Genomic DNA, 24,524 nt, shown 5'->3' on the forward strand with positions numbered 1-24,524 from the left:
TGTTCGGCGTCATGCTCATGCGTTCAATTTCAGTTTGAGGGCGGCCATGGCCAGAGCGGTCCGCGCGGCGCGTCCGCCGACATTCTTGCCGACCGTGGCGGTCTGGCCGTGGGCTTCGCCTTCGGTTTCGACCATGACGAGGCCGTTGCCGAGGGGTAGGCCATCGACCACGGAGAGTTCGAGGAGAGCGCGGGTGACTTCGGGCACGACATGACCGACGGCGACTGTGGTGTTGCGAACGACGACGCCCAAAGCGATGAAGCCGTCATAGTCTCCGGCTTCAAGCGCCATGGCGATGGCGGCGGGAATTTCGAGCACGCTGGGGACTGAAACGACATCGTAGCTGGCGCCGGCGGTCTCGAGCACTTCGCTGGCGCCCTTGAGGGCTTCGTCGGCCCGGTCGGCGTCGTAACGCGACTCGACGACCAGGAAATGCTGCTCATCGCCGGAGGCGATATCGATGGGAAAAGTCGCGCCTGCCGGGGCCATGTGTCAGTCCTTGTTGCGGAAGTCGCCGATCATCAACCCCATAGTCGCCCCCAGCGGGAACTTCAACCGAATAGGCGACGGAAAGGGACGGCTGGATCAGTCGTCGTCGACTGCGGCGGGGCCTGGGTCTTTCGCCAATTCGCTGAGGAACGAGCGGAAATCGTCGGCGGCGGAGAAGTTCTTGTAGACCGAGGCGAAGCGCACGAAGGCCACGTCATCGAGGCCCTTGAGGCCCTCCATGACGTATTCGCCGATCTGGTCGGAGGTGACTTCGACTTCGCCCAGCGATTCGAGCTGGCGGACGATGCCCGAAATCATGCGCTCGCTGCGCTCGGGATCGACCGAGCGCTTGCGCAGGGCCGTGTTGACCGAGCGGGCGAGCTTTTCGCGATCGAAAGGGACCTTGCGGCCGCTTTTCTTGACCACGGTGAGGTCGCGCAACTGCACGCGCTCGAAGGTGGTGAAGCGGCCGCCGCAGCCGGAACAGATGCGGCGGCGGCGGATGGCGCCAGAGTCTTCGGTGGGGCGACTGTCCTTGACCTGGGTGTCGTCGTTACCGCAATAGGGACAGCGCATTACAAATCCTAGCTCGCGTAGATGGGGAAGCGGGCGGTGAGCGCCTTAACCTTGTCGCGCACGGCCGCTTCGACCAGGGCATTACCCTCGTCGGAATTGGCTTCGCGCAGACCATCGAGCACTTCAACGATCAGATCGCCGATTTCCTGGAATTCGGCGACGCCGAAACCGCGGGTGGTGCCGGCCGGAGTGCCCAGGCGAATGCCCGAGGTGACGAAGGGCTTTTCCGGGTCGAAGGGAATGCCATTCTTGTTGCAGGTGATGAACGCACGGCCCAGGCCCTGTTCGGCGCGCTTGCCGGTGGCATTCTTGGGGCGCAGGTCGACCAGCATCAAGTGGTTGTCGGTGCCGCCGGAGACGACCTCAAGGCCATGCGACTTCAGGCGTTCAGCCAGCGCCTTGGCGTTGGCGACGACCTGGGCGGCATAGGCCTTGAACTCGGGCTGCAGCGCTTCCTTGAAGGCGACGGCCTTGGCGGCGATCACGTGCATGAGCGGGCCGCCCTGCAGGCCGGGGAACACGGCGGAATTGATTTTCTTGGCCAGATCCTCGTCGTTGGTAAGGATCATGCCGCCGCGCGGGCCGCGCAGGGACTTGTGAGTGGTGGTGGTGGTCACATGGGCGTGAGGCACTGGCGACGGGTGCACGCCGCCAGCCACGAGGCCCGCGATGTGAGCCATATCGACCATCAGGTAAGCGCCCACTTCATCGGCGATGGCACGGAAGCGGGCCCAATCCCAGAAGCGGGAATAAGCGGTGCCGCCAGCCAGAATCAGCTTGGGCTTATGCTCGCGGGCGAGACGTTCGACTTCTTCCATGTCGAGCAAATGGTCGTCGTGGCGCACGCCGTAGGAGACGACGTTGAACCACTTGCCGCTCATATTGACCGGCGAGCCGTGGGTCAGGTGACCGCCCGAATTCAGATCGAGGCCCATGAAGGTATCGCCGGGCTGCAGCAGGGCCAGGAACACGGCCTGGTTCATCTGCGAGCCGGAATTGGGCTGAACGTTGGCGAACTTGGCGCCGAAGAGCTGCTTGGCCCGCTCGATGGCCAGCGTCTCGGCAACGTCGACGAACTGGCAGCCGCCATAGTAGCGCTTGCCGGGATAGCCCTCGGCATACTTGTTGGTCATGATCGAGCCCTGCGCTTCAAGCACAGCGCGCGAGACGATGTTTTCCGAGGCGATCAGCTCAATTTCATGCTGCTGGCGGCCCAATTCGTTCTCGATCGCGCCGGCGATCTCGGGATCGGTATCGGCAAGCGAGGCGCTGAAGAACTCGGGGAATAGCGGAAGGGAATTTGCAGCGCTCATGGGCGATCTCCTGGGGCTTTCCCGAGATGTTGTGCTGGGCATGGGGTGTTGACGCAGCCTGTAGCACAAACCCGACCGCCAATCCAAGCGCCGCGGCGCGATTTCGCAGGGTTTGACGCAACCCTGAGCACCATCTGCGCATTGCCTTCGCAGAGACTGGAATATCCGGTCGCGGGTGGGTCTTCAGGAGACACAAAATGAACGTTTTGAGCAAGGGACTTACAGCGCTGGCGCTGGTCGCCACCGTGGCGATTTCCAGTGTGGTTCCGACGCAGGCGCAAAGTGTGCAGTTCGGTTACGGACAGCGTGATCGGGTCATCACCAGCTATTGCGACCGCAATCCGCGCGACCGCGATTGCCGCAGCTATTATGGCGGTGGCTGGCACGATTCCGATTACGACCGCTTCTATCGCTCGCGCCGTAGCGGGTTGGACAATATTGCCAGCGGCCTGTTCGGCTTTGGCTTCGGCGCCATCCTGGGCAGCGCGCTCGCCAATTCCAATAATAACAATGACCGGGTGATCGGTCGGGTCTACAATGGCGGCAACGGCAACTCGCATGTCCAGGCGTGCTTTGCCCGCTATCGCTCGTATGATGCGCGCAGCGACACCTATGTGGGTTACGACGGCCGTCGCCACCAGTGCAATCTGTAGTAGCGAGAAGCAATGTGAAAGCCCCGGGAAACCGGGGCTTTTTTGTTGGTCGCCATTTGTCGTCGAACGCCAAACTAAATGTCATTGGCGAATAGCAAGGCCGGCTAGAACCGGCGCGGCTCGGGTTTCAGCGGGGCGTCGCCCAGCTTCTTGCGCAGCTTGGCGAGCGCCACCTGCTGCATCTGGGTTCGGGTGGCGACGACGGGGGTGATGACGATGACCTCGGTGCCAGTTGGCACGTGGATGGCGGCGACGCGCATCTGCTGGCCGACCTGCACGAATTCAAAAAGCACTTCTCCGTCGCTCATCTGCCCTGCCCTCCGGCCAAGGCCAGAATGCACGAGTCTCGACCAAATGCGAACGCCCTCCGGGATGGGAGGGCGTTTGCGTATTCGGGAAGCGAAAAGACTAAGCTTGATCGAAGGTGACCTTGCCCTGCTCATCGAACTTATAAACGTCGTCGCGGAAGCTGACGGTGCCCTGCTTGTTAGCCCAGGCTGTGATGTAGGTGGTGTGCAGCGGCACGCGAGCCTTGCAATCGACATCGAGGCGTTCGTTGGACTCGAAGGTCTGGTCGACGCGGGCCTGATCCCAATCGCCATTGTCGCGCAGCAACCAGTTGACCAACTGGTTGACGCCCTCGACGCGAACGCAACCAGAGGAATGGAAGCGGGCGTTTTCGCCGAACAGCGCCTTGGTGGGCGTATCGTGCAGATAGCAATCATAGGGATTGAAGAAGTTGATCTTGCAATGGCCCATGGAATTTTCAGCGCCCGGCTCCTGGCGGTACATGTAGTTCACCGCTTGGCCGATATTGGTCCAATCGATGGTCTCAGGGGAAATCTCGTTGCCCTTGCCGTCGTAGATATGGATATTCTGCTTGGCGAGGTACTGCGGGTCTTCCTGCATGTACTTGGTCAAATCCTGCTGGATCAGCGACTTGGGCACGTGCCAGTAGGGGTTGAAATTAATCTGGGTGACCTTGCTGGCCATGATCGGGGTGGCGCGCTCGACGCGCCCGACGACAGCGGTATGGCGCTGCTCGACCATGCCGCCGTTGACGGCCTCAATGGTGGCGGCGGGAATATTGACCACGACATAGCGATCGGACAGGTTCGCGGCCATGGTCTGCACGCGGGTGGCATTGAGGTAGAGCTGGTTGAGACGGGTCTGGGCCGGCACGTTCATGGCGTACCAGGTCGGCTCATCGACCTGACCATTGACGATGAGGCCATGGCGCGCCTGGAAGGCTCGGACCCCGGCATCGGCGGTCTGGTCAAAGGTATCGCTGACATTGTCGACAAACGGCATGTCGCCAGACTGGATGAGGCGGCGCTTGAGCTGGATGGCGGCCTTGCCGCTCTTGCCAACGCTCAGATTGTAGGCCTCCTGCGGAATTTCTTCCCAACCGCCATTGGCCACGAAGGGCTCGTACTGCGAAATCGCCAGTTGGAGATTATACGCCGTATCAAATGACAGGATCGGCTCGTTGGTTTCAATCAGAGCCTGGGCCGCGCTGGTGTTGCCGGCCTGATCGACTTCGCGCAACACCTGGTTGCGACCGAACATATCGAGAATCGACTCTTGGGCGCGGGCGCCGGCTGGCAGAGCCACGGATGCCCCCGCCAAAGCCATGGAGCGGAGGAGAGTACGTCGATTGAGCCGCATTAAATCACCCGAATTGCCTAGCCGCGAAGCTGTCAGTTTTTACCATTGCGTCCCGCCGGTCACAATGTCGGTCAACCGACTGTGAACCCGTAAAGGTTTGTGAACCAAGATTATGCGGGAAATGGTTTCAAACCACTCAACGTCCTCTCTTAGGGTGATTTGCGGCAGGAATGTGAAAACGCCAGCGCGAGGCTGGCGTTTGCTTTCAGGTGTGGCGTGCAGGCAACAATTCGGCTGATCCCGGTCTGCAAAGGCAGGTTCCTTACGCTTCCGGTCCTCACGTACCTCAAGGTACGCTCCGGCCCGGGTTCTCGCGAACCTACCTTTTCGACTCGGGCTGAGCCGAATTCCGACCGACCCTAGAGCTTGTAGAGGATCTGATCGACCCAGAAGCGCTCGAGGCGGGCCAGGGCCTTGTTGAGGCCGTCGAATTCGTCGTCGCCCAGGCCGCCGACCTTGTCGATGGACTTGAGGTGGCGGTCATAGAGCTCATCGATGACTTCGGCGACTTCTTCGCCCTTCGGGGTCAGCTTGATGCGGACCGAGCGGCGGTCGGTGCGCGAGCGTTCCTGGAAGATATAGCCGGTTTCGACCAGCTTCTTGAGGTTGTAGGACACGTTGCTGCCCAGATAGTAACCGCGCGAGCGCAGTTCACCGGCAGTCAGCTCGGCATCGCCGATGTTGAACATCAGCAGCGCCTGGACGGGATTGATATCGTCCCAGCCCATGCGGTCGAACTCGTCCTTTATCAGATCGAGCAGGCGACGATGCAGACGCTCGACCCGGGAAACAGCCTCGAGATAAAGCGGCTTCAAGCTCTGGGTACGTTCCGGGACCATAGCCTCGGCGGCGTTGGATTTGATTGCCATTCTAGCCTCACTGTTGTTCCGACTGTGCGATTTTTCGCATCTCATGAGGCCAAACTACGGCTGCCAGACTAAGATCGGGCTAAGCCGCACGCTTAAAACTATCTTACTGGAATAGTTCGAGAATTTGGCTTTATTCTTCGTTACACCAGTGCATAAAGTTGTAACCTAAACAGGGTCTGAAGACCTCGTTATCGGCTTGTTAGTCATGTGCCTGGGCGCGGCGGAGGCGGACGCCGAGCACGAAGATGATGAGGATCGACACCAGCAGCAGCAGGCGTACGGCAAAGCCGAAGGCGCTCATGCGGATGTCGGGATTGCCCATCAGATAAAGCACCATCTCGATGAAGGTGGCGGCGGCAAGCAGCACCGCGCCCCAGCTCGCCTTGATCCACAGGCCTACGGCCGCGAACAGGCGCGTCAGCGAGAATATGGCCAGGTAGACGAACCCGGTCATGCCCAGGGTCGCCATTGGCGAGACATTGCCGAGATTAACGCCGAGCAGGCGCGCGGCATCGTTGAGGCCCAGCAGCAGGCTGATGATGGCGACGATGCGGATGTAGATGCTGATGGCAGGTGCGTTGAAATCCATGGCGGATTTCTAGCGCTTGGCCGGGGCTGCGACAAGCTACGCCTTTAAGCTGTGAACGGCGGCTGGTAAGAAGCCACAGCATTTGTGGAGACGAACGATGGCCGAGCAGTGGAACAAGCACGACATGGAGTTCCTGGGCGGCCGCCGGTTGCGCCGGACGCGGCGGACGGCCTGGAGCCGAGCCATGGTGCGCGAGACCATGCTGACGCCGAGCGACCTGATCTGGCCGCTGTTCGTGATCGAGGGGCATAACGAGAAGACGGCGATCCGCACCATGCCGGGCGTGGAGCGGCTTAGCGTCGACCTGTGCGTGGCGGCGGCGAGGGCGGCGCGGGACGCCGGGATACCGGCGCTGGCACTGTTTCCCAATACGCCGGAGCATCTGCGCAGCGAGAACGCGGCGGAGGCTTACAATCCGGACAATCTGATGTGCCGGGCGCTGAGCGCAATCAAGGACGCGGTGCCGGAAATCGGGCTGATCGCCGACGTGGCGCTGGATGAATATTCGAGCGACGGCCAGGACGGGCTGGTGCGGGACGGCGATGTGCTGAACGACGAGACCATCGAGGTGATGATCCGCTCGACGCTGGTGCAGACGGCGGCGGGGGCGGACATCATCGCGCCGTCGGATATGATGGATGGGCGGGTGGCGGCGATCCGCATGGCGCTGGATGGCGAGGGGCATGAGCAGACGCAGATCATGGCTTATGCGGCCAAGTATGCGTCGTTCTTCTATGGGCCGTTCCGCGAGGCGGTGGGCTCGGGGGCCCGGCTCAAGGGCGACAAGAAGACCTATCAGATGGACTATGCCAATTCCGACGAGGCGCTGCGCGAGATCGCGCAGGACATCGAGGAAGGCGCGGACAGCGTCATGGTCAAGCCGGGCATGCCGTATCTGGACATCGTGCGGCGGGCCAAGGACGCGTTCAATATCCCGATCTACGCCTACCAGGTGAGTGGCGAATACGCGATGATCGAGATGGCGGCAGCGGCGGGGGCTATCGATCGCAAGGGGGCGATTCTGGAGAGCCTTTATGCCTTCAAGCGCGCGGGCGCCAACGGGGTGCTGACGTATTTTGCGCTGGAGGTGGCGCGGGACTTGGGCAGGTAGCCACTTTTTTGTGCCCAGCCTCTTGCGAAGGGGGCAAGCCGTGGCAATTTGATTGGCATGGACCAGACCTATCAAAATACCCGCCCTACCCTGCCCGATCCGTCGACGGCTCCCGAATTGTTCGAGGGGCTGCTGACAAGGCGCGTTGCGGCGTGGTTCATCGACGTGCTGGTGATGGGCGCGTTGATCGCGGTGTTCAGCATGGTCGGGCTGGTTGCGGGCTTTCTGACCTTCGGGCTGGCTTGGCTGGCGCTGTTCGTGGTCATTCCGGCCACGGTTGTGCTGTACTATGGCGCGACGCTCGGCTCGGCCAAGCGGGCGACGCTGGGCATGCAGGCCATGGACCTCGTGCTGACGCCGACTCGCGGACAACCATTGCACGGGCCGATGGCGTTCGTTCATGCAGCGGTGTTCTGGATCACTTTCTGGATTTCGTGGCCGATCTCGCTGCTGGCGGCTCTGTTCACTCCGCGCCGGCAGATGATTCATGACCTGATCGTGGGCACTTTGATGGTGCGACGGTCGCCGATGGAGCGCCACTGGCGCGCGCGGAACGAGCCTGCTTATTGAAGCGTTGCGGGTGAACGCCGGCGGGACTACACTGTGGCAATGCCATGGCAGTGCTTTAGATGACCGACCAGACTCCGGAAACCACGCAGCTGTTCCTAACCGCGGCGATGCCGTGCCCGTATCTTCCGGGCAAGCAGGAGCGCAAGCTGTTCACGCATTTGACCGGGCGGCGGGCATCGAGCCTGCATCACCTGCTCAGCGAGAATGGGTTTCGGCGCAGTCAAAACCTGATTTATCGGCCGGCCTGCGAGGGCTGCAATGCCTGCCAGTCGGTACGGATCGTGGCGGATGCGTTTGCGCCGTCGGGGCGGTTTCGGCGGGTCGCGGCCAAGAATGGCGATCTGAGCGTGGATGTGCGGTCGCCGATCGCGACCAGCGAGCAATACGATTTGTTCAAGCGCTATCTGGAGTCGCGCCATGCCGGCGGCGGCATGAACCAGATGAGCTTTGTCGACTATGAATACATGGTCGAGGATACGCCGGTGCAATCGGTGCTGGTGGAGTATCGGTTGCGCGATCACCCGGACCAACCGCTGGTGGCGGTGGCGCTGACGGATGTGATGCCCGACGGGCTGTCTATGGTTTACAGCTTTTATGATCCCGATCTGGCGCATCGGAGCCTGGGGACCTTCCTCATTCTCGACCATATCGCGCAGGTACGCTCGGCGGGGTTGGGCTATGTGTATCTCGGGTATTGGGTGAAAGATTCCCCGAAGATGGCCTATAAGGCGGATTATCAGCCGCTGCAGGTGCAGAAGGGTCCGCTGGGGTGGTGCGCTCTCGTTTAGAGCCGCCAGCCTGCAGGTGCTGCACGCGCTATGCGTCCCAATCACCGCACTTCCCCCGGACTTGATCCGGGGGCCAATTCCAGCATGCTCCGGGTTGCGAGAGGCCCGCGGATCAAGTCCGCGGGAAGGACGGAGTATGGGGAGATAGGTGATCGAATTGGCGAGGCAGGCGTCGCTTCACACCTCCAGATCGAACACGATCAGGCCATCGGTGCCGCCTTCGAGGGCGGCGACGAGGCGGCCGCCGGCGGCTTGGTGGGCGGGGTCGACCAGGTAGGCATCGCGTGCAGTCGCGTCGCGCAGGTCCATGATGAAGCCGTCGTTGAAGCCCTTGGCGAGGCCTTCTGGGGAGACGTTGGGACCGAATTTGGCGGAGAGCAGGCCGTCGATTGGGCCCACTAACGCGCCGAGTTGGGCGTAGATGCCATCGCGCTCAGACTGCGTGACATCGGAGCGGAATTTAAAGAAGACGCAGTGGCGGATCATGACGCTTCGCTCTCTCAGCCGACGAATTTATTGTTTTTCGGGAAGCCGTTCGGCGGTTGCCGGCCGGCGGTGGCGCGGTCGCCGGACCAGTCGGTGAGCTCTTCCATGGGCTTGGTGTAGGTGCGGCCGGAACTGTCGGTCCAGGTCAGGCCATCGGCGGCGTAGAAGGTCTTGAGGTCGGAGACGCCGCCGTCCTTGTATTTTTGCAGGCGGACGCCCTTGCCACGGCCCATTTCGGCGAGCTGGGCTAGCGGGAAGACCAGCAGCTTGCGGTTCTGGCCGATGATGGCGACGCGGTCGCCGGCCAGCGGCACCAGCAGCTTGGCCTCGTCAGGCGCAGTGACGTTGAGGATCTGCTTGCCCTTGCGGGTATTGGCGATCATTTCGTCTTCCGACACGATGAAGCCATAGCCGGCGGCGGAGGCGATGATGCGCTTGGTGCCGGGGCGATAGAGGAACAGGTCGAGGATGTCCTGGCCTTCCTCGATATCGACCATAATGCGCACCGGCTCGCCCTGGCCACGGCCACCGGGGAGCTTGTCGCCGCCCAGGGTGTAGACCTTGCCGCCGGTTGTCAGCAGCAGGAGTTTATCGGTCGTTTGCGCGTTCAGGCTGAGCTTGAGGCGGTCGCCGGCCTTGAAGCCCTTCTCGTCCACCTCGGCATTGTGGCCCTTGAGGGCACGAATCCAGCCTTTTTCGGAGAGCACGACGGTAATCGGCTCGCGCTCGATGAAGGCTTCGGTGACTTCGGCATGGTCGGCGCTGGGCATATCACCGAACATGGAACGGCGGCCGCCGAGCGGATGCAGGGCGCCATTGGCGTCGAACATCGGATAGGCTTTTTTGAGGGCCTCGACCTGCTTGGAAATTTCGCCCCATTGGCGCTTGTCGGAGGCCAGAAGCAATTCGAGGCGGCCCTTTTCGTCGGTCAGGTCGCTGTGTTCCTTGCGGAGTTCGATTTCCTCCAGCTTGCGCAAGGAGCGCAGGCGCATGTTGAGGATGGCTTCGGCCTGATTGTCGGTGAGCGAGAAGGTGCTCATCAACATCGGCTTGACCTCGTCCTCCTCGCGGATGATGCGGATCACCTCGTCGAGATTGAGGTAGGCAATGATGTAGCCTTCGAGCACTTCAAGGCGGTTGGCGATCTGTTCGAGGCGATGGCTGGTGCGGCGCTGCAGCACGATCTTGCGGTGATCAAGCCAGGCGCGCAGGGCATCGCCCAGGCTCATGACGCGGGGCACGGTGCCCTTGTCGAGCACGTTGAGATTGAGCGGGAACCGCACTTCGAGATCTGTGGTGCGGAACAGTTGCTCCATCAGGATATTGGCGTCGACGGTGCCGGCGCGCGGCTCGAGCACGAGGCGGATGTCGTCGGCGCTTTCGTCGCGCACGTCCTTGAGGAGCGGCAGCTTTTTGGCCAGCAGCAGTTCGGCGATCTTTTCGACCAGGCGGGATTTCTGGATGCCGTAGGGGATCTGGGTGACAACGATCTGATAGACGCCCCTGCCCTTTTCCTCTTTTTCCCAGACGGCGCGCAGGCGGAACGAGCCGCGGCCGGTTTCATAGGCATTGACGATAGCCGAGCGGGTTTCGACCAATTGCCCGCCGGTGGGGAAATCGGGACCGCGCACCAGATCGTCGGGGCTGAGCGGGCTCGACAGGTCCTGATGGATCAGTTCTTCGGTCGTCGCGGCGGGATTGTAGATCAGCTTGAGGGCGGCATTGCACAGCTCGACGAGGTTATGCGGCGGCACCGAGGTGGCCATGCCCACGGCAATGCCAGTGGAGCCATTGGCCAGCAGATTGGGGAAGTTGGAGGGTAGGACGACGGGCTCTTCGTCCTCACCGTCATAGGTGGGTTTGAAATCGATGGCGTCTTCGGTGATGCCTTCGAGGAGGCGCGTGGCCACGTCGGTCATGCGCGATTCGGTGTATCGCATGGCCGCCGCGCTATCGCCGTCGATATTGCCGAAATTGCCCTGGCCATCGACCAGCGGGTAACGCAGGGCGAAATCCTGGGCGAGGCGCACCAGGGCGTCGTAGATTGACTGGTCACCGTGCGGGTGGAATTTACCGATCACGTCGCCGACGATACGGGCGGATTTCTTGTAGCCCTGGTTCGGATCGAGCTTGAGCAGGCGCATGGCGTGGATGATGCGGCGATGCACGGGCTTGAGGCCGTCGCGGGCATCGGGGAGCGCGCGCTGGGTGATGGTGGAGAGCGCATAGGACAGATACCGCTCTTCCAGCGCCGCACGCAGATCGACGATGCGCTGATCGTCGGCGGGGGGAAGGGTATCGGATGCGGCCATGGGGAGAGGTCTCGGGAGAACGAATCAGGATTGGACTATAGCGGGAATGGTTTTGGAAGGCAGCGCTGAGGCACGGTTTTGCAGGGGTTTCAGCGGGTTTGACCGCAGCGCCGGAGGCGTGCGGGTGGGAGATGCGGCCTGTGGCGAGACGTGCCTCAAGGGGTTGTAGAAAAGAACGAGACAGCGTCTCGCCGCAGGGGCCGGGATTTTGGGCGGGTCCGGTTCAGATGGGCCATTATCGCAGACCCACATGCCGAGTTTCGCCCGCCGGGACCGGGCGACCCCGAACCCACCGGCTGTCCCCACGCCGACCGTTCGTCGCGACCGCGCAGTGTTGCGTGGGAATGGGGAGAGGATACGGGAGGATTTGGGGAGGGGGGATAAGGGGGATTGAATGAAGGGATGGGGGCTCGCACACCCCCACCCGGCCTCCCCCTGGAAGGGGGAGGAGAAGGAGGTCCGGCTGATCGCGCAAAATCCAGGTCAACGGGTGGAGCGAACTCCTCCCCCTGCCAGGGGGAGGATGGGTGGGGGTTGGAGGCGCCCTCAGTGGTCGTGTCGGGTTAGGCTGGCGATCAACGCATCGCGCACAGACGGCGCCGCGATATCGCGGGGCCCCCAGACGTGCATGTCGAGGAAGTGGCCGGTGAGCTTGAACGCGTTGGCGATGTCGTCGGGGGAGGCGTTGCCGCGGTGGGTGAGGCAGGCGGCGAGCGGCAGCAGGCGGTCGAGATAGGGCTGGGCGGCGGCGCGGGAGACGGCGCGGCCGGATTTGGGGGAGACGTGGGTCAGATCGGTGGTGACGCCGGTGGCGGCGCAGGCGGTGAGGTCGAGGCCGAAGCCGAGTTCGTCGAGAACGGCGAGTTCGAAGCGGGCGATGGCGGCGCCGTCGGGGGCGGTGTCGAGGAGGGTCAGGGCCATGCCGAGGAGGCGGTCATGGGGGTCGCGTTCGGGGAGCAGGTGGAGGAGTTCGCAGATCAGTTGGCTGGCGTAGAGGCGGGTGCGGTCGGCGATGAGGTCGGCGGCGCGGGCGGTGAGGAGTTCGGTGGTGAAGGTGCCGAGGTGGTCTTCAAGGCGGGCGCGCCAGACCAGTTGGACGGTGTTGCCGGGCTGGAAGATGGCGGCGGTCTTGGGGGCGCGGCCACCGCGCACGAGGCCAAGCCAGCGGCCGCGGCCGACGACCATGGCCTCGGCGATGAGGCTGGTTTCACCGTGGCGGCGCACACCGATCAGCAGGCCTTCGCCGGTCCATTCCATGGCGAACTTATAGCAGATCGGTGAAGAACATGGCGATGGCGAGCAGCGCCAGTAGCCAAAGGACGATGATGGCGACCAGGCCAATGCGACTGACAGGCTTGGCGGCGATGAGCGTCGCGGCGGCGCGGTGTTCGGCCAGGAGCGGAGCGGGGATCAGCCGGACGACGGCCAAGATGCCCAGCGGGACGATCAGCAGGTCGTCGAGATAGCCGAGCACCGGGATGAAATCGGGGATCAGGTCGACCGGCGACAGGGCATAGGCGGCGATGCAGGCGGCGAGGATACGGGCGGGCCACGGGGTGCGCGGGTCGCGCGCGGCCAGCCAGATCGCGATGACGTCGCGCTTGATCGCACGCGCCCATTGCTTGGCGCGATCAAGCCAGGCGGTCATCGGCTCAGTTCTTCCCGTGGGGGTATTCCAGGCCCATTTCGCGGTAGCGTTCGGGGTCGTCGCCCCACTTTTCGCGGACTTTGACGAAGAGGAACAGGTGGATGGGGACTTCGTACATCTCCATCAGTTCCTTGCGGCTTTCCTGGCCGATGGTCTTGATGGTTCGGCCACCGGCGCCGAGGACGATCTTTTTGTGGGTATCGCGGGTGACGTAGATGACCTGGTCGATCTTGTAGGAGCCGTCTTTCTGGATCTTGAAGCTCTCGGTCTCGACGGTGGAATTGTAGGGAATTTCGTCGTGGATGCGCAGGAACAGCTTTTCGCGCGTGATCTCAGCGGCGGTGATGGCCATGGTCAGATCGGTGAGGTGATCCTCGGGGAAATGCCAAGGGCCGGGCGGGATGTGCTTGACGCACCAATCCATGAAGTCGTGCACGCCGTCGCCCTTGAGCGCCGAAATCATGAAGGTGGCTTCGAAGCGCAGCTTCTCGTTGATGGTCTCGGAGAGCTTGAGGAGGTGCTCGCGCTTGACCGCATCGACCTTGTTGAGGATGAGGATTTTGGGGTGGTTGACGTTGGCCAGACCCTCCAGAAGAGATTCCAGATCCGGGCCTAAGCCCCTTTCGGCATCAAGGATAAAGGCGACGATGTCGGCATCCCCTGCCCCGCCCCAGGCGCTATCGACCATGGCGCGATCGAGCCGCCGCTTGGGCGCGAAAATGCCGGGCGTGTCGATGAAGACGAGCTGGGCCTTTTTGTCCTCAAGGGTGACGACGCCGCGGACCTGGCTGCGGGTGGTCTGGGCCTTGTGGGTGACGATCGACACCTTGGTGCCGACAAGGGCGTTCAGCAGGGTCGATTTGCCGGCATTGGGGGCGCCGACGAGGGCGATGAAGCCACAGGAGGTTTCAACGAGAGGTAATTGGTTCATGCGGGGGGTTTCCAGACGTTTTGGGCGATGAGGAAGGCCTCGGCGGCCTTGTGTTCGGCGATTTTCTTGGATGGGCCGGTGGCGCTGAGGGCGGGGAAATCGCCGAGCGCTACAGTGATGGTGAATTCGGGGGCGTGGTCGGGGCCCGTGCGGGCCGCCTGGATATAGGCGGGCGGTTCGAGGCCGCGAGCCTGCGCCCATTCCTGCAGCGTGGTCTTGGCATCGGCGCGGTCGGCATGGCCTTCAGCCAACTGGTCGCCGAACATGCGCTCGACCAATTCATAGGCCTTGCCGAGGCCGCCATCGCAATAAATGGCGCCGATGACGGCTTCGGCGACGTCGCCGAGAATGGCTTCCTTCTCGGCGCCGCCGGTGCGCGCTTCGCTGGTGCCCAGATTCATTTCCGCGCCAAGATTGAGCTGGCGGGCGATGATGGCGCAGGTTTCCTTGCGCACCAGGGTGTTGAGGGTGCGCGAGAGTTCGCCCTCATTGGCCTTGGGCAGGCGGCGATAAAGCATGTCGGCGACAACCAGGCCAAGCACGCGATCGCCGAGAAATTCGAGGCGCTGGTAGGAGCGCTCGATGCGCTTGGCGGGCGAGAGGGCGCTGGAATGGGTCAGCGCGCGGTCAAGCAGGTCCGGGTCGGCGAAGCGATAACCTAGCCGTTGTTCCAGAGCTGCATGAGACCGGGCGCGCTGGCTCACTGCCCGGTAACGCGCGGGGTGTAGTTATTGACGTTCTGGAACATGCGGTCCCAGCGAACATTGGCGGGCCACTGCCAGATCTGCCAGGGCGGAATATTGTTGGTGATCGAGAAGAAGGTGGCTTCGGCCTTGGCGATCAGGTTGGTGGCGGGGACGTAGCCGACCGACTGCAGCACGCGGCTATCGGCGGAGCGGTCGCGATTGTCGCCCATCATGAAGTAATGGCCGGCGGGGACGACGTATTCCTGGGTATTGTCGAGCTGGGCGTCGTCGGAGATTTCCTGGATGATGTGGGTCGTGCCCTCCGGGAAAGTTTCCTTATAGACCGTGACCTGGCGGTCATCGCCGGTGCTGTCGGTATCGATGATGGTGCCGACCTTCTCGCGTTCGACCATGACATCATTGATGTAGAGGCGGCCGGCCTTCATCTGGATGCGGTCACCCGGCAGGCCGACGACGCGCTTGATGTATTCGATGTTCTGCGGCACCGGGCGAAACACGGCGACATCGCCGCGGTTCGGCTCGCGGCCGAAGATACGGCCATTGATGGGCAGTTCGAAATCGAGCAGCGTGAAATCGCCGTAGCGGCCGAGCGAGAAGGAGTGCTTACCATAGCCCCAGACCCATTTGTTGGCGACAAAGTAATCGCCAATCATCAGGGTCTGCTGCATCGAGCCGGTCGGGATCGAGAAGGGCTGGTAGAGGAAGGAGCGCAGCACGATGGCGATCAGCAGAGCCTCGACCACCACCACGATGGTATCCCACCACTCGTTGGTCGCCGACTTCTTGCTGGTTTTTGGTGCGGACTGGCTCATTGATATCCCCGAAACGGTGCTTGCAGACGGTTAGAGCGTTGCGGGGGTCTGGTCAACTTGGTTGGCCGGCAGCGCTTCGATGATCACGAACGCTTGCGCGAGGCCGGCGTCGTCAGTGATGGTCAGGTGAATGTGGGGAACATGGCCGGGCGGCACAAGGCGGGCAAGCGCTTTGGCGGCGCCATTGGTCAGGTGCATGGTCGGTTTGCCCGATGGCAGGTTCACGACGCCCATGTCGCGCCAATAAACGCCGAAACTAAGGCCAGTGCCGAGGGCCTTGGAGCAGGCTTCCTTGGCGGCAAAGCGCTTGGCGTAGGAGGCGGCACGCTGGGCGCGGCGATCGGACTTGCGGCGCTCGATCTCGGTGAAGCAGCGCTGCGTGAAGCGGTCGCCGTATTTGTCGATCGTGTTGGCGATGCGGTGGATCTGGATGAGGTCGGAGCCGAGACCGAGGATCATGGTGTGGCTCCTGTTGGTGGGGTAGACCCCCACCTAACCTCCCCCTGGGAGGGGGAGGAATACCATCCAGTTTTTGGCGCTATGGTGCTGAAACAACCAGCGTGGCTCCTCCCCCTGACAGGGGGAGGCGGGGTGGGGGTGATGGCAAGGAAAATCACTTCACACCCTGAATGCCGCGGCTGCCGGGCTTTACGGCGGGGATGGCGGCGAGTTCGGGGGGGAGTTGGTCGGCGGGATAGGCGGGGACCTTGAACTGGATCAGCGAGACCAGTGGCACGCCGACATCGGCTTCGCCGCCGGAGCGGTCGATGAGGCAGGCGGCGGCGATCACGTTGGCGCCGATGGCGCGCAGGGCTTCGACGCATTCGCGGATGGAGAGGCCGGTGGAGACGATGTCCTCGACGACGATAACCTTGTCATCGGCGGAGATTTCGAAGCCACGGCGCAGTTCGAACTTGCCGTCTAGGCGCTCGGTGTAGAGCGCGGGAACGTTGAGGTGGCGGGAGGTTTCGTAGCCGGGGATGATGCCGCCGATGGCCGGGGAGACGACCTTGGTGACGCCGGGCACTTCGGCCTGGATGCGTTCAGCCAGCGCCTTGCAGAGCTTTTCGGTCTGGGCGGCGTATTGGAAGACCTTGGCCTTTTGCAGGAAAACCGGCGAGCGCAGGCCGGACGACAGGATGAAGTGACCCTCCAGCATGGCGCCGCATTCGCGGAAGATGGCGAGCACTTCGTCTTTATTCATCGTCATTTCTCCGTTCGACCTGGCCGTCCCATTCCAAAGTGGAAATCATGCCGGCTTCGCGCACGCCGGCACGCTGGACCGAGGACAGGCCGGGGCTGCGCTTGAGCGTTGCCAGAACATCGGTCAGTTGCGCAAGGTCGCGGACCTCGATTTCAAAGATCATCTGGTGGAAATCGGGCGAAATCATCCGCATGACAAGATTGTTGATGTTGGCGTCGCAGGCGGCAATGGCCGAGGTGATCTGGGCCAGCGAGCCGGGCTTGTTGACGCTCTCCATGGTGATGACGGTGGCGTAGAGCTTGTCCTCGCTGCTTGGATGCCAGCGGACATCGACCCAGGCCACATCCTGATCGTGCATTTCGTTGAGGGCGTCCGAATGGATCGGATAGACCAGCATCGGCATGTCGGGCTGCATGATGCCGACGAGACGATCGCCGGGGACAACGCCTTCGCTCGACACCTGCACCTCGGTGTGGAAATCGAGCTGGCGCATGGCCAGCTTGGCGCGCGGGCCGGGCTTCTGGCCGCCGGGAACGCGGAAGCGGAACAGGTCGGTGGAACGCAGCGCGAACCAGCCATCGGCGGTATCGGCGACGGGCAGTTCCAGCTTGCGACGACGCTTGCGCAGGCCCTTGATGCGGGCCAATTCGTTGGCCAGCGGTTCGCTGCCCACCTTGCCTTCGCCGACGGCCATCAGCAATTCGCGGCGGGTGGAGAGGCCGAGCGACTCGGCCAGGGCCTTGGCCTCGCTGTCATCGAGGGAAACGCCTTCGCGCTCCAGCATCATCGAGAGGACGTGTTCGCCCAAGGCGAAGGCGCGCTGGTTGGCGGCGTTGCGAACGGAACGGCGGATAGCGGCGCGGGCCTTGCCGGTGGCGGCGATGCCGATCCAGTTGCTGGGCGGCAGATGGTTCTGATCGCGGATGATTTCGACTTCGTCGCCGCTGCGGAGCTGGGTCACAAGCGGCAGGATGGCGCCGTTGATCTTGGCGCCGACGGTCGTGTCGCCGATATCGGTGTGGAGCGCGTAGGCGAAATCGATCGGCGTGGCGCCGCGTGGCAGTGCGATCAGGCGGCCTCGCGGGGTGAAGCAGAACACCTGGTCCTGGAACAGTTCCAGCTTGGTATATTCGAGGAAATCCTCGGTGGATGAGCCGGCGGTCAGGTGGCCGATGGTGGTGCGCAGCGAGCCGTAGGCCTGGCTTTCATTTTCCAGCCGGTTGAGGTCGGCGGAGGCGCCGTCCTTATAAAGGGCGTGGGCGGCGATGCCGTATTCGGCGATCTTGTCCATTTCCTCGGTGCGAATCTGCAGCTCGGCGCGCTGGCGGCCGGGACCCACAATGGTGGTGTGGATCGAGCGGTAGTCGTTATGCTTGGGGACGGAGATATAGTCCTTGAAGCGGTTGGGCACGACCTTCCACTTGGTGTGGACGACGCCCACGGTGCGGTAGCATTCCTCGACGGAGCCAACGATGACGCGGAAGCCGATCATGTCGGAGAGTTGTTCCAGGGCGATGGATTTGCGCTCGATCTTGTTGAAGATCGAATAGGGCGATTTCACCCGCGCCTTGACCCGGGCGGAAATGCCCTCGGTGGCGAGGCGCTCGCTGAGCTCGGTCGAAATGGTCGAAATGGTCTCGCGATATTCGGCCTGCATCTCGTCGAGACGCTCGGTGATGGCGTTGTAGTGATCGGGCTGCAGAATCTTGAAGGAGATGTCTTCAAGCTCGTTGCGCATGTCCTGCATACCCATGCGGCCGGCGAGCGGGGCGTAGATATCCATGGTCTCCTGGGCAATACGGGTGCGCTTTTCGGGCGGCATGTATTGCAGGGTGCGCATGTTGTGAAGGCGATCGGCCAGCTTGACCAGGAGGACGCGGACATCCTGCGAGATCGCCAGCAGCAGCTTGCGCAGGTTTTCGGCCTGGGCCTCCTCGCGCGAGACCAGGTTGAGGCGCTCGATCTTGGTCAGGCCATCGACGATGGCGCCGATTTCGGGGCCGAAGAGCTGATCGATTTCCGCGCGGGTGGCGTCGGTGTCCTCGATGGTGTCGTGCAGCAGGCCCACGGCGATGGAGGCGTCATCGAGCTTGAGCTCGGTCAGAATGGCGGCAACTTCAAGGGGATGGTTGAAGTAGGGGTCGCCCGAGGCACGCTTCTGCGAGCCGTGCTTCTGCATGGCGTAAACATAGGCTTTGTTCAAAAGGTCTTCGTCGACGTCAGGGTTATACGCCTGGACGCGTTCGACGAGTTCGTACTGACGCATCATGGGATTAGGTGCCGCTCGCTCTTGGAACGAGCTTAGCGCTTTGGAGAGAAATGGGAAGGGCGGGATTGGGAAGTAACTGAGTTCGGTGGTGGGGGAAAGGGGGCGGCATGACTGTTTCAGTGCTGGGCACCGCCTTTGCCTTCCCGCGGACTTGATCCGCGGGCCTTTCGTCGCGCATGCCCTGTTGAGAGTGGCCGGCGGATCAAGTCCGCGGGAAGGACGGTGGGGGAGCGAAAATGGTGCCCACAAACGAAAACACCCCCGGCTTGCGCCGAGGGTGCTGAATTTTCAACAGACCGAAATCTCAGTCGTCGCGGCGTTCCGGCGGGGCAAGGCTTTCGATGCCGCGCAGCAGCTCGTCTTCGCTCATGGTGTCGAAGCTCAGCGAATCGTCGTTGCTGTCGTTTTCGATCATCGGCGCGGCGTGCTGTTCGGGCTCGTCGACCTCGACATACTTCTGCAGCGAGTGGATCAAATCCTCGTGCAGGTCATCGGGGGAAATGGCGCCATCGCCGATTTCGCGCAGGGCGACAACCGGATTTTTGTCGTTATCACGCGACACAGTGATCTGGGCGCCGGACGAAATCATGCGCGCGCGATGGGCGGCCATGAGTACGAGATCGAAACGGTTTTCGATCTTTTCAATGCAGTCTTCAACGGTGACGCGGGCCACGGACGTCTCCACACTTTGGGGGATGAACGGTTCCCTTACACGAGGGCGCCGACAGACACAAGGTTTGGCTTAACCGCTGACCATGCCCCTGCCCTGCGTCATTGGCGTGACACCCTCTCGCGGAGTTAACTTGCGTAGAATGGTTCAAATGTGCGAATACCAATAGCCCGTTAAAGTCTTCTGCGGAATTTATTAAGGCACAAGGCATTGTTGCCGCTTAGTTTTTGGACCTGCAGGGCCGTATAGGAGTTCGTATGGCGATCGATCCCCGCGAAAAAATCGTGTTATTCATCGATGGGGCCAATCTGTACGCGACCTCCAAGGCCATCGGCGTGGACATCGACTATCGCCGGCTTTTGGCCGAATTTAGCGCCAAGGCGTATCTTCTGCGGGCCAATTATTACACCGCGCTGGTCGAGGACCAGGAATACTCCTCCATTCGTCCGCTGATCGACTGGCTGGATTACAACGGTTTCACGGTGGTGACCAAGCCGGCCAAGGAATTCACCGACGCCAGCGGCCGCCGCAAGATCAAGGGCAATATGGACATCGAGCTGTGCGTCGATGCCTTGGAACTGGCCCCGTTCTACGATCACATGGTGTTGTTCTCAGGCGATGGCGATTTCACCGCACTGGTGGCGGCACTGCAGCGCAAGGGCAAGCGCGTGACCGTGGTGTCGACACTGACCAGCTCGACGCCGATGATTTCCGACGACCTGCGGCGGCAGGCGGACTTTTTCATGGATGTGGCCGAACTGGCCAAGAGCGTTGGGCGGCCGCCGAGCACAAGGCCGGTGGTGGCGCCGGTTTCGCCTGTGGCGCCCGTGGTGGACGAAGAATAGCGGGGCGTTTCTCGCTTCTTCGATTTGAAGCTCCATCCGCCCACGGCCTGCCTGCGGACTTGATCCGCGGGTCTCTCGCAGCGCAATGCGAATGGAGAAAGGCCCGCGGATCAAGTCCGCGGGAAGGGCGGTGGGTGGGAAAGCGGGGTTGGCTCGTTGATGTCTCAGGGTGAGATGCTAGCGTTGCGAGCCACGAGCCTCAAACCACGAGAGCAAGTCCCTACTCCCGCGCACCATTCTTCATGATGCGGGATTTGTCGCGGTTCCAGTCGCGGTCGCGTTCGGTTTCGCGCTTGTCGTAGTTCTTCTTGCCCTTGCCGATGCCGATCAGGACTTTGGCGCGGCCCTGGTCGTTGAAGAACAGCTTGAGCGGCACGATGGTGTTGCCGGCGCGCGAGACTTCCTCGCCGAGCTGGGCGAGTTGCTTTTTGGAAACAAGGAGTTTGCGCGGGCGCCTTTCCTCGTGGTTGAAGCGATTGGCCTGCAGATATTCCGGGATATGGGCATTGATCAGCCACAGCTCGCCCTTTTCGGGGGAAGCATAGGACTCGGTGATCTGCGCCTTGCCCAGACGCAGTGATTTGACCTCGGTGCCAGTCAGCACGAGACCGGCTTCCATGGTCTCGCCGATGGCATAATCATAGCGCGAGCGACGGTTCTCAGCCACGAGACCGTGGCTGATGACGCCGTTCTTGGCTTTGTCGTTCTTGGGACCGGCCATACTCTACCTAGATCAGCCCCGCATGGGCCATTGCAAAATCCATCGCATCGCGCGTCGCCTTGCCGATCGGCACCAGCGGCAGGCGCAGTTCGTTGGCACAGAGATTCAGCCGTTTGGCGACATACTTTGCCGGCGCCGGATTGGGCTCCATGAACAAGTCCTTGTGCAGGTAGGCCAGCTTGTCGTTGATGGCACGCGCACCCACGAAGTCACCAGCCAACGACAGGTCCTGGAGTTGCGAGCACAGGCGTGGCGCCACGTTGGCGGTCACCGAAATGCAGCCATGGCCACCATGGGCGTTGAAACCCAGCGCCGTGCTGTCGTCGCCGGACAGCAGGATGAAGTCCTTGCCCAGCTTGTTGCGCTGCGCGGTTGTGCGCTCGAGACTGCCGGTGGCGTCCTTGACGCCGACGATGTTGTCATGCGCCTCCGCCAGGCGCGCAATGGTATCGACGGTGAGATCGACGATGGTGCGGCTGGGGACGCTATAGAGAATGATCGGAATGCCCACGGCGCCGGCGATGGCCGAGAAGTGCTGGAACAGCCCTTCCTGATTGGGCTTGTTGTAGTAGGGCACGACCGACAGAACGGCATCGGCGCCGGTTTCTTCGGCGAAGCGAGCCAGGGCGACGGCTTCGGCAGTGGAATTGGAGCCGGCACCGGCGATGACCGGAACGCGCTTGTTGGTGACTTCGACGCAGATTTCGACGACGCGGCGATGCTCCTCGTGGGACACGGTGGGGCTTTCGCCCGTCGTTCCCATGGGCACGAGACCGTGGCTACCCTCGGTGATCTGCCAATCGACAAAGGCCGAGAAGGCTTTCTCATCCACCGCTCCGTTGACGAAGGGGGTCATGAGCGCCGTGATAGAGCCTCTCAGCATGGTCGGAAAATCCTCATTGAATATGCCACAGTTCAGCCGTGGCGGAATGGCAGAACCCTATATGGGTGGCCGATTAACGCGGCGCACCATACTTTTTGTTGGACGCCATCACAAGGACAAGCACGCCACAGCCAGCACGGATCATCGGCGCGAAACCTATTGTTCACCTAGATGGGGTAACTTTGGGTTAACCGCAAGGATGGGGGCCCTTGCTGGATAGTTACGAGTACCAGCAGGGACGGCACTATGGACACTCGCCTGCGGGCCAGCGTGTTCGCTGCGGTTTTGGGCTTCCTGAGTATTGCCCCACTCACGCATGCGGTCACCGATGACCCTGTCGACATGACCACCACCGGCTCGATCAGGGCCGCGAGCGTATTCGTGCCCGACGCTGAGGGATCGCCGGAATTCCGGGCGGCGCTGGCCGTGTTGGATGGTGGCAAGGCGGCGGATGCCTATGTGCTGGCGCGGGCATTGCCCAACGACACCGAGCGCCGGGCCCTGCAGTGGGCGGCGATCTATTTTCATGGCGCGGACATCGATTATTCAAGCATTGCGCGCTTTGCCGCCGATGCGCCGGGCTTTGCCTCTGCCGAGGTCTATAAGACGCGGCTGGAGCAGTCGCTGACCAAGGCGAAACCGGCGGGCGCGGAGGTTATCGCGCAACTGGGCGGGGCCCTGCCCAATACGGTCGACGCGCAGATCATGCTGGCGCAGGCCTATGTCGCCAGTGGGCAGACGGCGCGGGCCACGACCCTGGCGCGCAGCCTGTGGGTGGATAATTTCCTGACTGTGGACCAGGAAAAACTGGCGCTGGACAGCCTGGGTGGCCTCCTGGATCGCGGCACGCATTGGGCGCGGGCGGTGCATCTGATGATGAACGATCGCGCGGCGGCCAGCGAGCGACTATTGCCGTTCTTGACCGCGACGCAGAAGAGCCTGGTGGTGGCGCGGGCAGCGGTATCGCGCAACGATGCGAACGCCAAGAAGCTGCTGGATAATGTCGATCCGGCCATGCAGAGCCATCCGGTGTTCATTTTCTCGCGGGCGCAGCGGGCGCGGCAGTTCGAGCTGTGGGATAGCGCAGTGGACTGGCTCGCCAAGGCCAAGGGCGAACTGCCCGATGCCGCCGAATGGTGGTATGAGCGGCGGACGCTGACGCGGGCGCTGCTCAATGTGGGCAAGCCGGAACTCGCCTACAAAGCGGCGGCGGGATATACGAACGGGCCTGAGGGCCGGATGGTGGAGGCGCATTTTCACGCGGGCTTCATCGCCCTGTCCTTCCTCAAGGACGCGGTGAGCGCCAAGGCGCATTTTGTCCAGATGGCGTCGCATTCGACGCTGCCCGATACCGTGTCGCAAGCCAATTACTGGCTGGCGCGGGCCGACCTGGCGCTTGGCGACGCTATTGGCGCCAAGGCGGCTTATGCCGCGGCAGCGGAGCATGGCACGGTTTATTATGGGCTGTTGGCGCGGACGGCTTTGGGCGAAACCGGCGCGGGCATCAGGCCCCTGCCCGCCTGGCAGGATAGCGAGACCCTGTTTTCGGCCAACGAGGTGGTGCGGGCCGTGAAGCTGCTGGCGGCCAATGGGCACGGCACCTGGGCGGTGCCGTTATTGCGCAACCACGCGGCGGGGCTGAAGCGCGGCGGCGAATTGCTGTTGGCGGCGCGGCTGGCGCAGGAGATCGGCGCGCATCATCTGGCGATCGCCATAGCCAATGATGCGGATCGGCTGGGATTCGCACTGGATCTGTTCAGCTTTCCCAAGGATGGCTTGGCGGCAGACGTTCCGCTGAAGGCCGACCGGGCAGCGGTTTATGCGATTGCGCGGCAGGAATCGATGTTCCAGATCGACGCCGTTTCGGTATCGGGAGCGATGGGGCTGATGCAATTGATGCCGGGCACGGCCAAGGACACAGCCCGCGATGTCGGCGTCGACTACTCGGCGGCTCGGCTGACCAGCGATCCAGCCTACAATGCGCTGTTGGGGTCGACCTATCTCGGCAAGCAATTGCAGCGTTATGAGGGATCGCTGCTATTGGCGGCGACGGCCTACAATGCCGGGCCGGGCAATGCCAGCAAATGGATTGCCGCCTATGGCGATCCGCGCGCCGACAATGTCGATCCGGTGGTCTGGGTCGAGCTGATCCCGTTCCAGGAAACGCGCAAATATGTACAGCGGGTGCTGGGGAATTATCTGGTGTATCGGCAGCGGCTTGGCGACAGCGGTATGACCATGACGCAGGCGTTGCGGACTATTGAGTGAGGGCGCGCTGCTATTTGCACTGCTTGCCCTCGCTTAGTAAGCTTGATCCATCCCCTTTCACTGCACTTCCCGCGGGCTTGACCCGCGGGCCATTGGCCACTTGTGCGATGCTGATGGAGGCCCGCGGGTCAAGCCCGCGGGA

The 24,524-nt window shown here is 62.4% G+C and carries 26 protein-coding genes; 6 read left to right on the top strand and 20 right to left on the bottom strand.

Translation table 11 applies throughout. The annotated features are described in order from the left end of the window. Positions 1-15: 15 nt before the first annotated feature. The 3 genes from ABIB57_RS01770 to glyA all read right to left on the bottom strand — a co-directional run bounded on the left by ABIB57_RS01770 (position 16) and on the right by glyA (position 2,378). Positions 16-489 carry a 6,7-dimethyl-8-ribityllumazine synthase gene (locus ABIB57_RS01770; RefSeq protein ID WP_354038128.1) on the bottom strand — a complete coding sequence of 158 codons (474 nt, stop codon included), beginning with the start codon at positions 487-489 and terminating at the stop codon, positions 16-18. 96 nt (positions 490-585) lie between these two features. Next, positions 586-1,065, bottom strand: a complete 480-nt coding sequence (gene nrdR, locus ABIB57_RS01775) for a transcriptional regulator NrdR (protein WP_299727782.1) — start codon at positions 1,063-1,065, stop codon at positions 586-588. Positions 1,066-1,073: 8 nt separating this feature from the next. Further along, positions 1,074-2,378 (bottom strand): serine hydroxymethyltransferase, encoded by a 1,305-nt coding sequence (glyA, locus tag ABIB57_RS01780; RefSeq protein WP_354038129.1) that lies wholly within the window; start codon positions 2,376-2,378, stop codon positions 1,074-1,076. Positions 2,379-2,575: 197 nt separating this feature from the next. Here glyA and ABIB57_RS01785 point away from each other — a divergent pair, with 197 nt between their 5' ends. Continuing rightward, positions 2,576-3,031, top strand: coding sequence for a BA14K family protein (locus tag ABIB57_RS01785; protein ID WP_354038130.1), 456 nt, complete (start codon positions 2,576-2,578; stop codon positions 3,029-3,031). Positions 3,032-3,135: 104 nt separating this feature from the next. Here the strand turns inward: ABIB57_RS01785 and ABIB57_RS01790 are convergent, their stop codons facing one another. From ABIB57_RS01790 to ABIB57_RS01805, 4 genes are all read right to left on the bottom strand, one after another. Next, entirely contained in the window at positions 3,136-3,339 is a 204-nt protein-coding gene (locus ABIB57_RS01790) for a DUF6898 family protein (protein WP_354038131.1), read from the bottom strand. 100 nt (positions 3,340-3,439) lie between these two features. Further along, the gene (locus ABIB57_RS01795) at positions 3,440-4,645 is read right to left on the bottom strand and encodes a L,D-transpeptidase family protein (protein ID WP_299727770.1); all 1,206 of its coding nucleotides are present in this window, start codon (positions 4,643-4,645) and stop codon (positions 3,440-3,442) included. A gap of 413 nt (positions 4,646-5,058) precedes the next feature. Continuing rightward, a complete protein-coding gene (gene ldtR / locus ABIB57_RS01800) occupies positions 5,059-5,568 on the bottom strand; it encodes a transcriptional regulator LdtR (RefSeq protein ID WP_299752654.1) in 510 nt (169 codons plus the stop codon). 199 nt (positions 5,569-5,767) lie between these two features. Continuing rightward, positions 5,768-6,157 carry a DUF6163 family protein gene (locus ABIB57_RS01805; RefSeq protein WP_299727765.1) on the bottom strand — a complete coding sequence of 130 codons (390 nt, stop codon included), beginning with the start codon at positions 6,155-6,157 and terminating at the stop codon, positions 5,768-5,770. A gap of 97 nt (positions 6,158-6,254) precedes the next feature. Here ABIB57_RS01805 and hemB point away from each other — a divergent pair, with 97 nt between their 5' ends. From hemB to ABIB57_RS01820, 3 genes are read left to right on the top strand one after another with little or no spacing between them, the layout of a single operon-like run. Further along, complete coding sequence (gene hemB, locus ABIB57_RS01810) at positions 6,255-7,268, top strand: porphobilinogen synthase (protein ID WP_354038132.1); 1,014 nt, start codon at positions 6,255-6,257, stop codon at positions 7,266-7,268. Positions 7,269-7,325: 57 nt separating this feature from the next. Beyond that, positions 7,326-7,838, top strand: a complete 513-nt coding sequence (locus tag ABIB57_RS01815; protein WP_354038133.1) for an RDD family protein — start codon at positions 7,326-7,328, stop codon at positions 7,836-7,838. A gap of 59 nt (positions 7,839-7,897) precedes the next feature. After that, positions 7,898-8,626, top strand: coding sequence for an arginyltransferase (locus ABIB57_RS01820; protein ID WP_354038134.1), 729 nt, complete (start codon positions 7,898-7,900; stop codon positions 8,624-8,626). A 177-nt stretch (positions 8,627-8,803) separates the two neighbouring features. Here ABIB57_RS01820 and ABIB57_RS01825 read toward each other — a convergent pair whose 3' ends face one another. From ABIB57_RS01825 to rpoZ, 11 genes are all read right to left on the bottom strand, one after another. Continuing rightward, on the bottom strand, positions 8,804-9,112 hold the full coding sequence (locus ABIB57_RS01825; RefSeq protein WP_354038135.1) for a Dabb family protein: 309 nt from the start codon (positions 9,110-9,112) through the stop codon (positions 8,804-8,806). 14 nt (positions 9,113-9,126) lie between these two features. Beyond that, positions 9,127-11,424 carry a DNA topoisomerase IV subunit A gene (parC, locus tag ABIB57_RS01830; RefSeq protein ID WP_354038136.1) on the bottom strand — a complete coding sequence of 766 codons (2,298 nt, stop codon included), beginning with the start codon at positions 11,422-11,424 and terminating at the stop codon, positions 9,127-9,129. 546 nt (positions 11,425-11,970) lie between these two features. Further along, entirely contained in the window at positions 11,971-12,681 is a 711-nt protein-coding gene (gene recO, locus ABIB57_RS01835; protein WP_354038137.1) for a DNA repair protein RecO, read from the bottom strand. A gap of 7 nt (positions 12,682-12,688) precedes the next feature. Next, positions 12,689-13,072: a YkvA family protein gene (locus ABIB57_RS01840; RefSeq protein ID WP_354038138.1), complete on the bottom strand. Its 384-nt coding sequence runs from the start codon at positions 13,070-13,072 to the stop codon at positions 12,689-12,691. Positions 13,073-13,076: 4 nt separating this feature from the next. After that, positions 13,077-14,003: a GTPase Era gene (gene era / locus ABIB57_RS01845; RefSeq protein ID WP_354038139.1), complete on the bottom strand. Its 927-nt coding sequence runs from the start codon at positions 14,001-14,003 to the stop codon at positions 13,077-13,079. Continuing rightward, positions 14,000-14,707, bottom strand: a complete 708-nt coding sequence (gene rnc, locus ABIB57_RS01850) for a ribonuclease III (RefSeq protein ID WP_354038140.1) — start codon at positions 14,705-14,707, stop codon at positions 14,000-14,002. The genes era and rnc overlap by 4 nt, the downstream gene beginning before the upstream one ends. Further along, positions 14,704-15,522: a signal peptidase I gene (lepB, locus tag ABIB57_RS01855; protein ID WP_354038141.1), complete on the bottom strand. Its 819-nt coding sequence runs from the start codon at positions 15,520-15,522 to the stop codon at positions 14,704-14,706. The genes rnc and lepB overlap by 4 nt, the downstream gene beginning before the upstream one ends. A gap of 30 nt (positions 15,523-15,552) precedes the next feature. Then, a complete protein-coding gene (gene acpS, locus ABIB57_RS01860; protein ID WP_354038142.1) occupies positions 15,553-15,981 on the bottom strand; it encodes a holo-ACP synthase in 429 nt (142 codons plus the stop codon). A gap of 154 nt (positions 15,982-16,135) precedes the next feature. Then, the gene (gene pyrE, locus ABIB57_RS01865) at positions 16,136-16,726 is read right to left on the bottom strand and encodes an orotate phosphoribosyltransferase (protein ID WP_354038143.1); all 591 of its coding nucleotides are present in this window, start codon (positions 16,724-16,726) and stop codon (positions 16,136-16,138) included. Beyond that, complete coding sequence (locus tag ABIB57_RS01870; RefSeq protein ID WP_354038144.1) at positions 16,719-18,995, bottom strand: RelA/SpoT family protein; 2,277 nt, start codon at positions 18,993-18,995, stop codon at positions 16,719-16,721. Before ABIB57_RS01870 ends, pyrE begins: the two co-directional genes overlap by 8 nt. 304 nt (positions 18,996-19,299) lie before the next feature. Continuing rightward, entirely contained in the window at positions 19,300-19,668 is a 369-nt protein-coding gene (rpoZ, locus tag ABIB57_RS01875) for a DNA-directed RNA polymerase subunit omega (protein WP_299727592.1), read from the bottom strand. 254 nt (positions 19,669-19,922) lie between these two features. Between rpoZ and ABIB57_RS01880 the strand changes: the two genes are divergently transcribed. Continuing rightward, on the top strand, positions 19,923-20,510 hold the full coding sequence (locus ABIB57_RS01880; protein WP_354038145.1) for a LabA-like NYN domain-containing protein: 588 nt from the start codon (positions 19,923-19,925) through the stop codon (positions 20,508-20,510). Positions 20,511-20,730: 220 nt separating this feature from the next. On the opposite strand, the gene smpB is transcribed toward ABIB57_RS01880, so the two are convergent. After that, positions 20,731-21,231, bottom strand: a complete 501-nt coding sequence (gene smpB, locus ABIB57_RS01885; protein WP_354038146.1) for an SsrA-binding protein SmpB — start codon at positions 21,229-21,231, stop codon at positions 20,731-20,733. A 7-nt stretch (positions 21,232-21,238) separates the two neighbouring features. After that, entirely contained in the window at positions 21,239-22,114 is an 876-nt protein-coding gene (dapA, locus tag ABIB57_RS01890) for a 4-hydroxy-tetrahydrodipicolinate synthase (protein WP_354038147.1), read from the bottom strand. A gap of 246 nt (positions 22,115-22,360) precedes the next feature. Here dapA and ABIB57_RS01895 point away from each other — a divergent pair, with 246 nt between their 5' ends. After that, positions 22,361-24,382, top strand: coding sequence for a lytic transglycosylase domain-containing protein (locus ABIB57_RS01895; RefSeq protein ID WP_354038148.1), 2,022 nt, complete (start codon positions 22,361-22,363; stop codon positions 24,380-24,382). Positions 24,383-24,524: the final 142 nt, after the last annotated feature.

The organism is Devosia sp. UYZn731 (assembly GCF_040546795.1).
Lineage (GTDB): Bacteria > Pseudomonadota > Alphaproteobacteria > Rhizobiales > Devosiaceae > Devosia.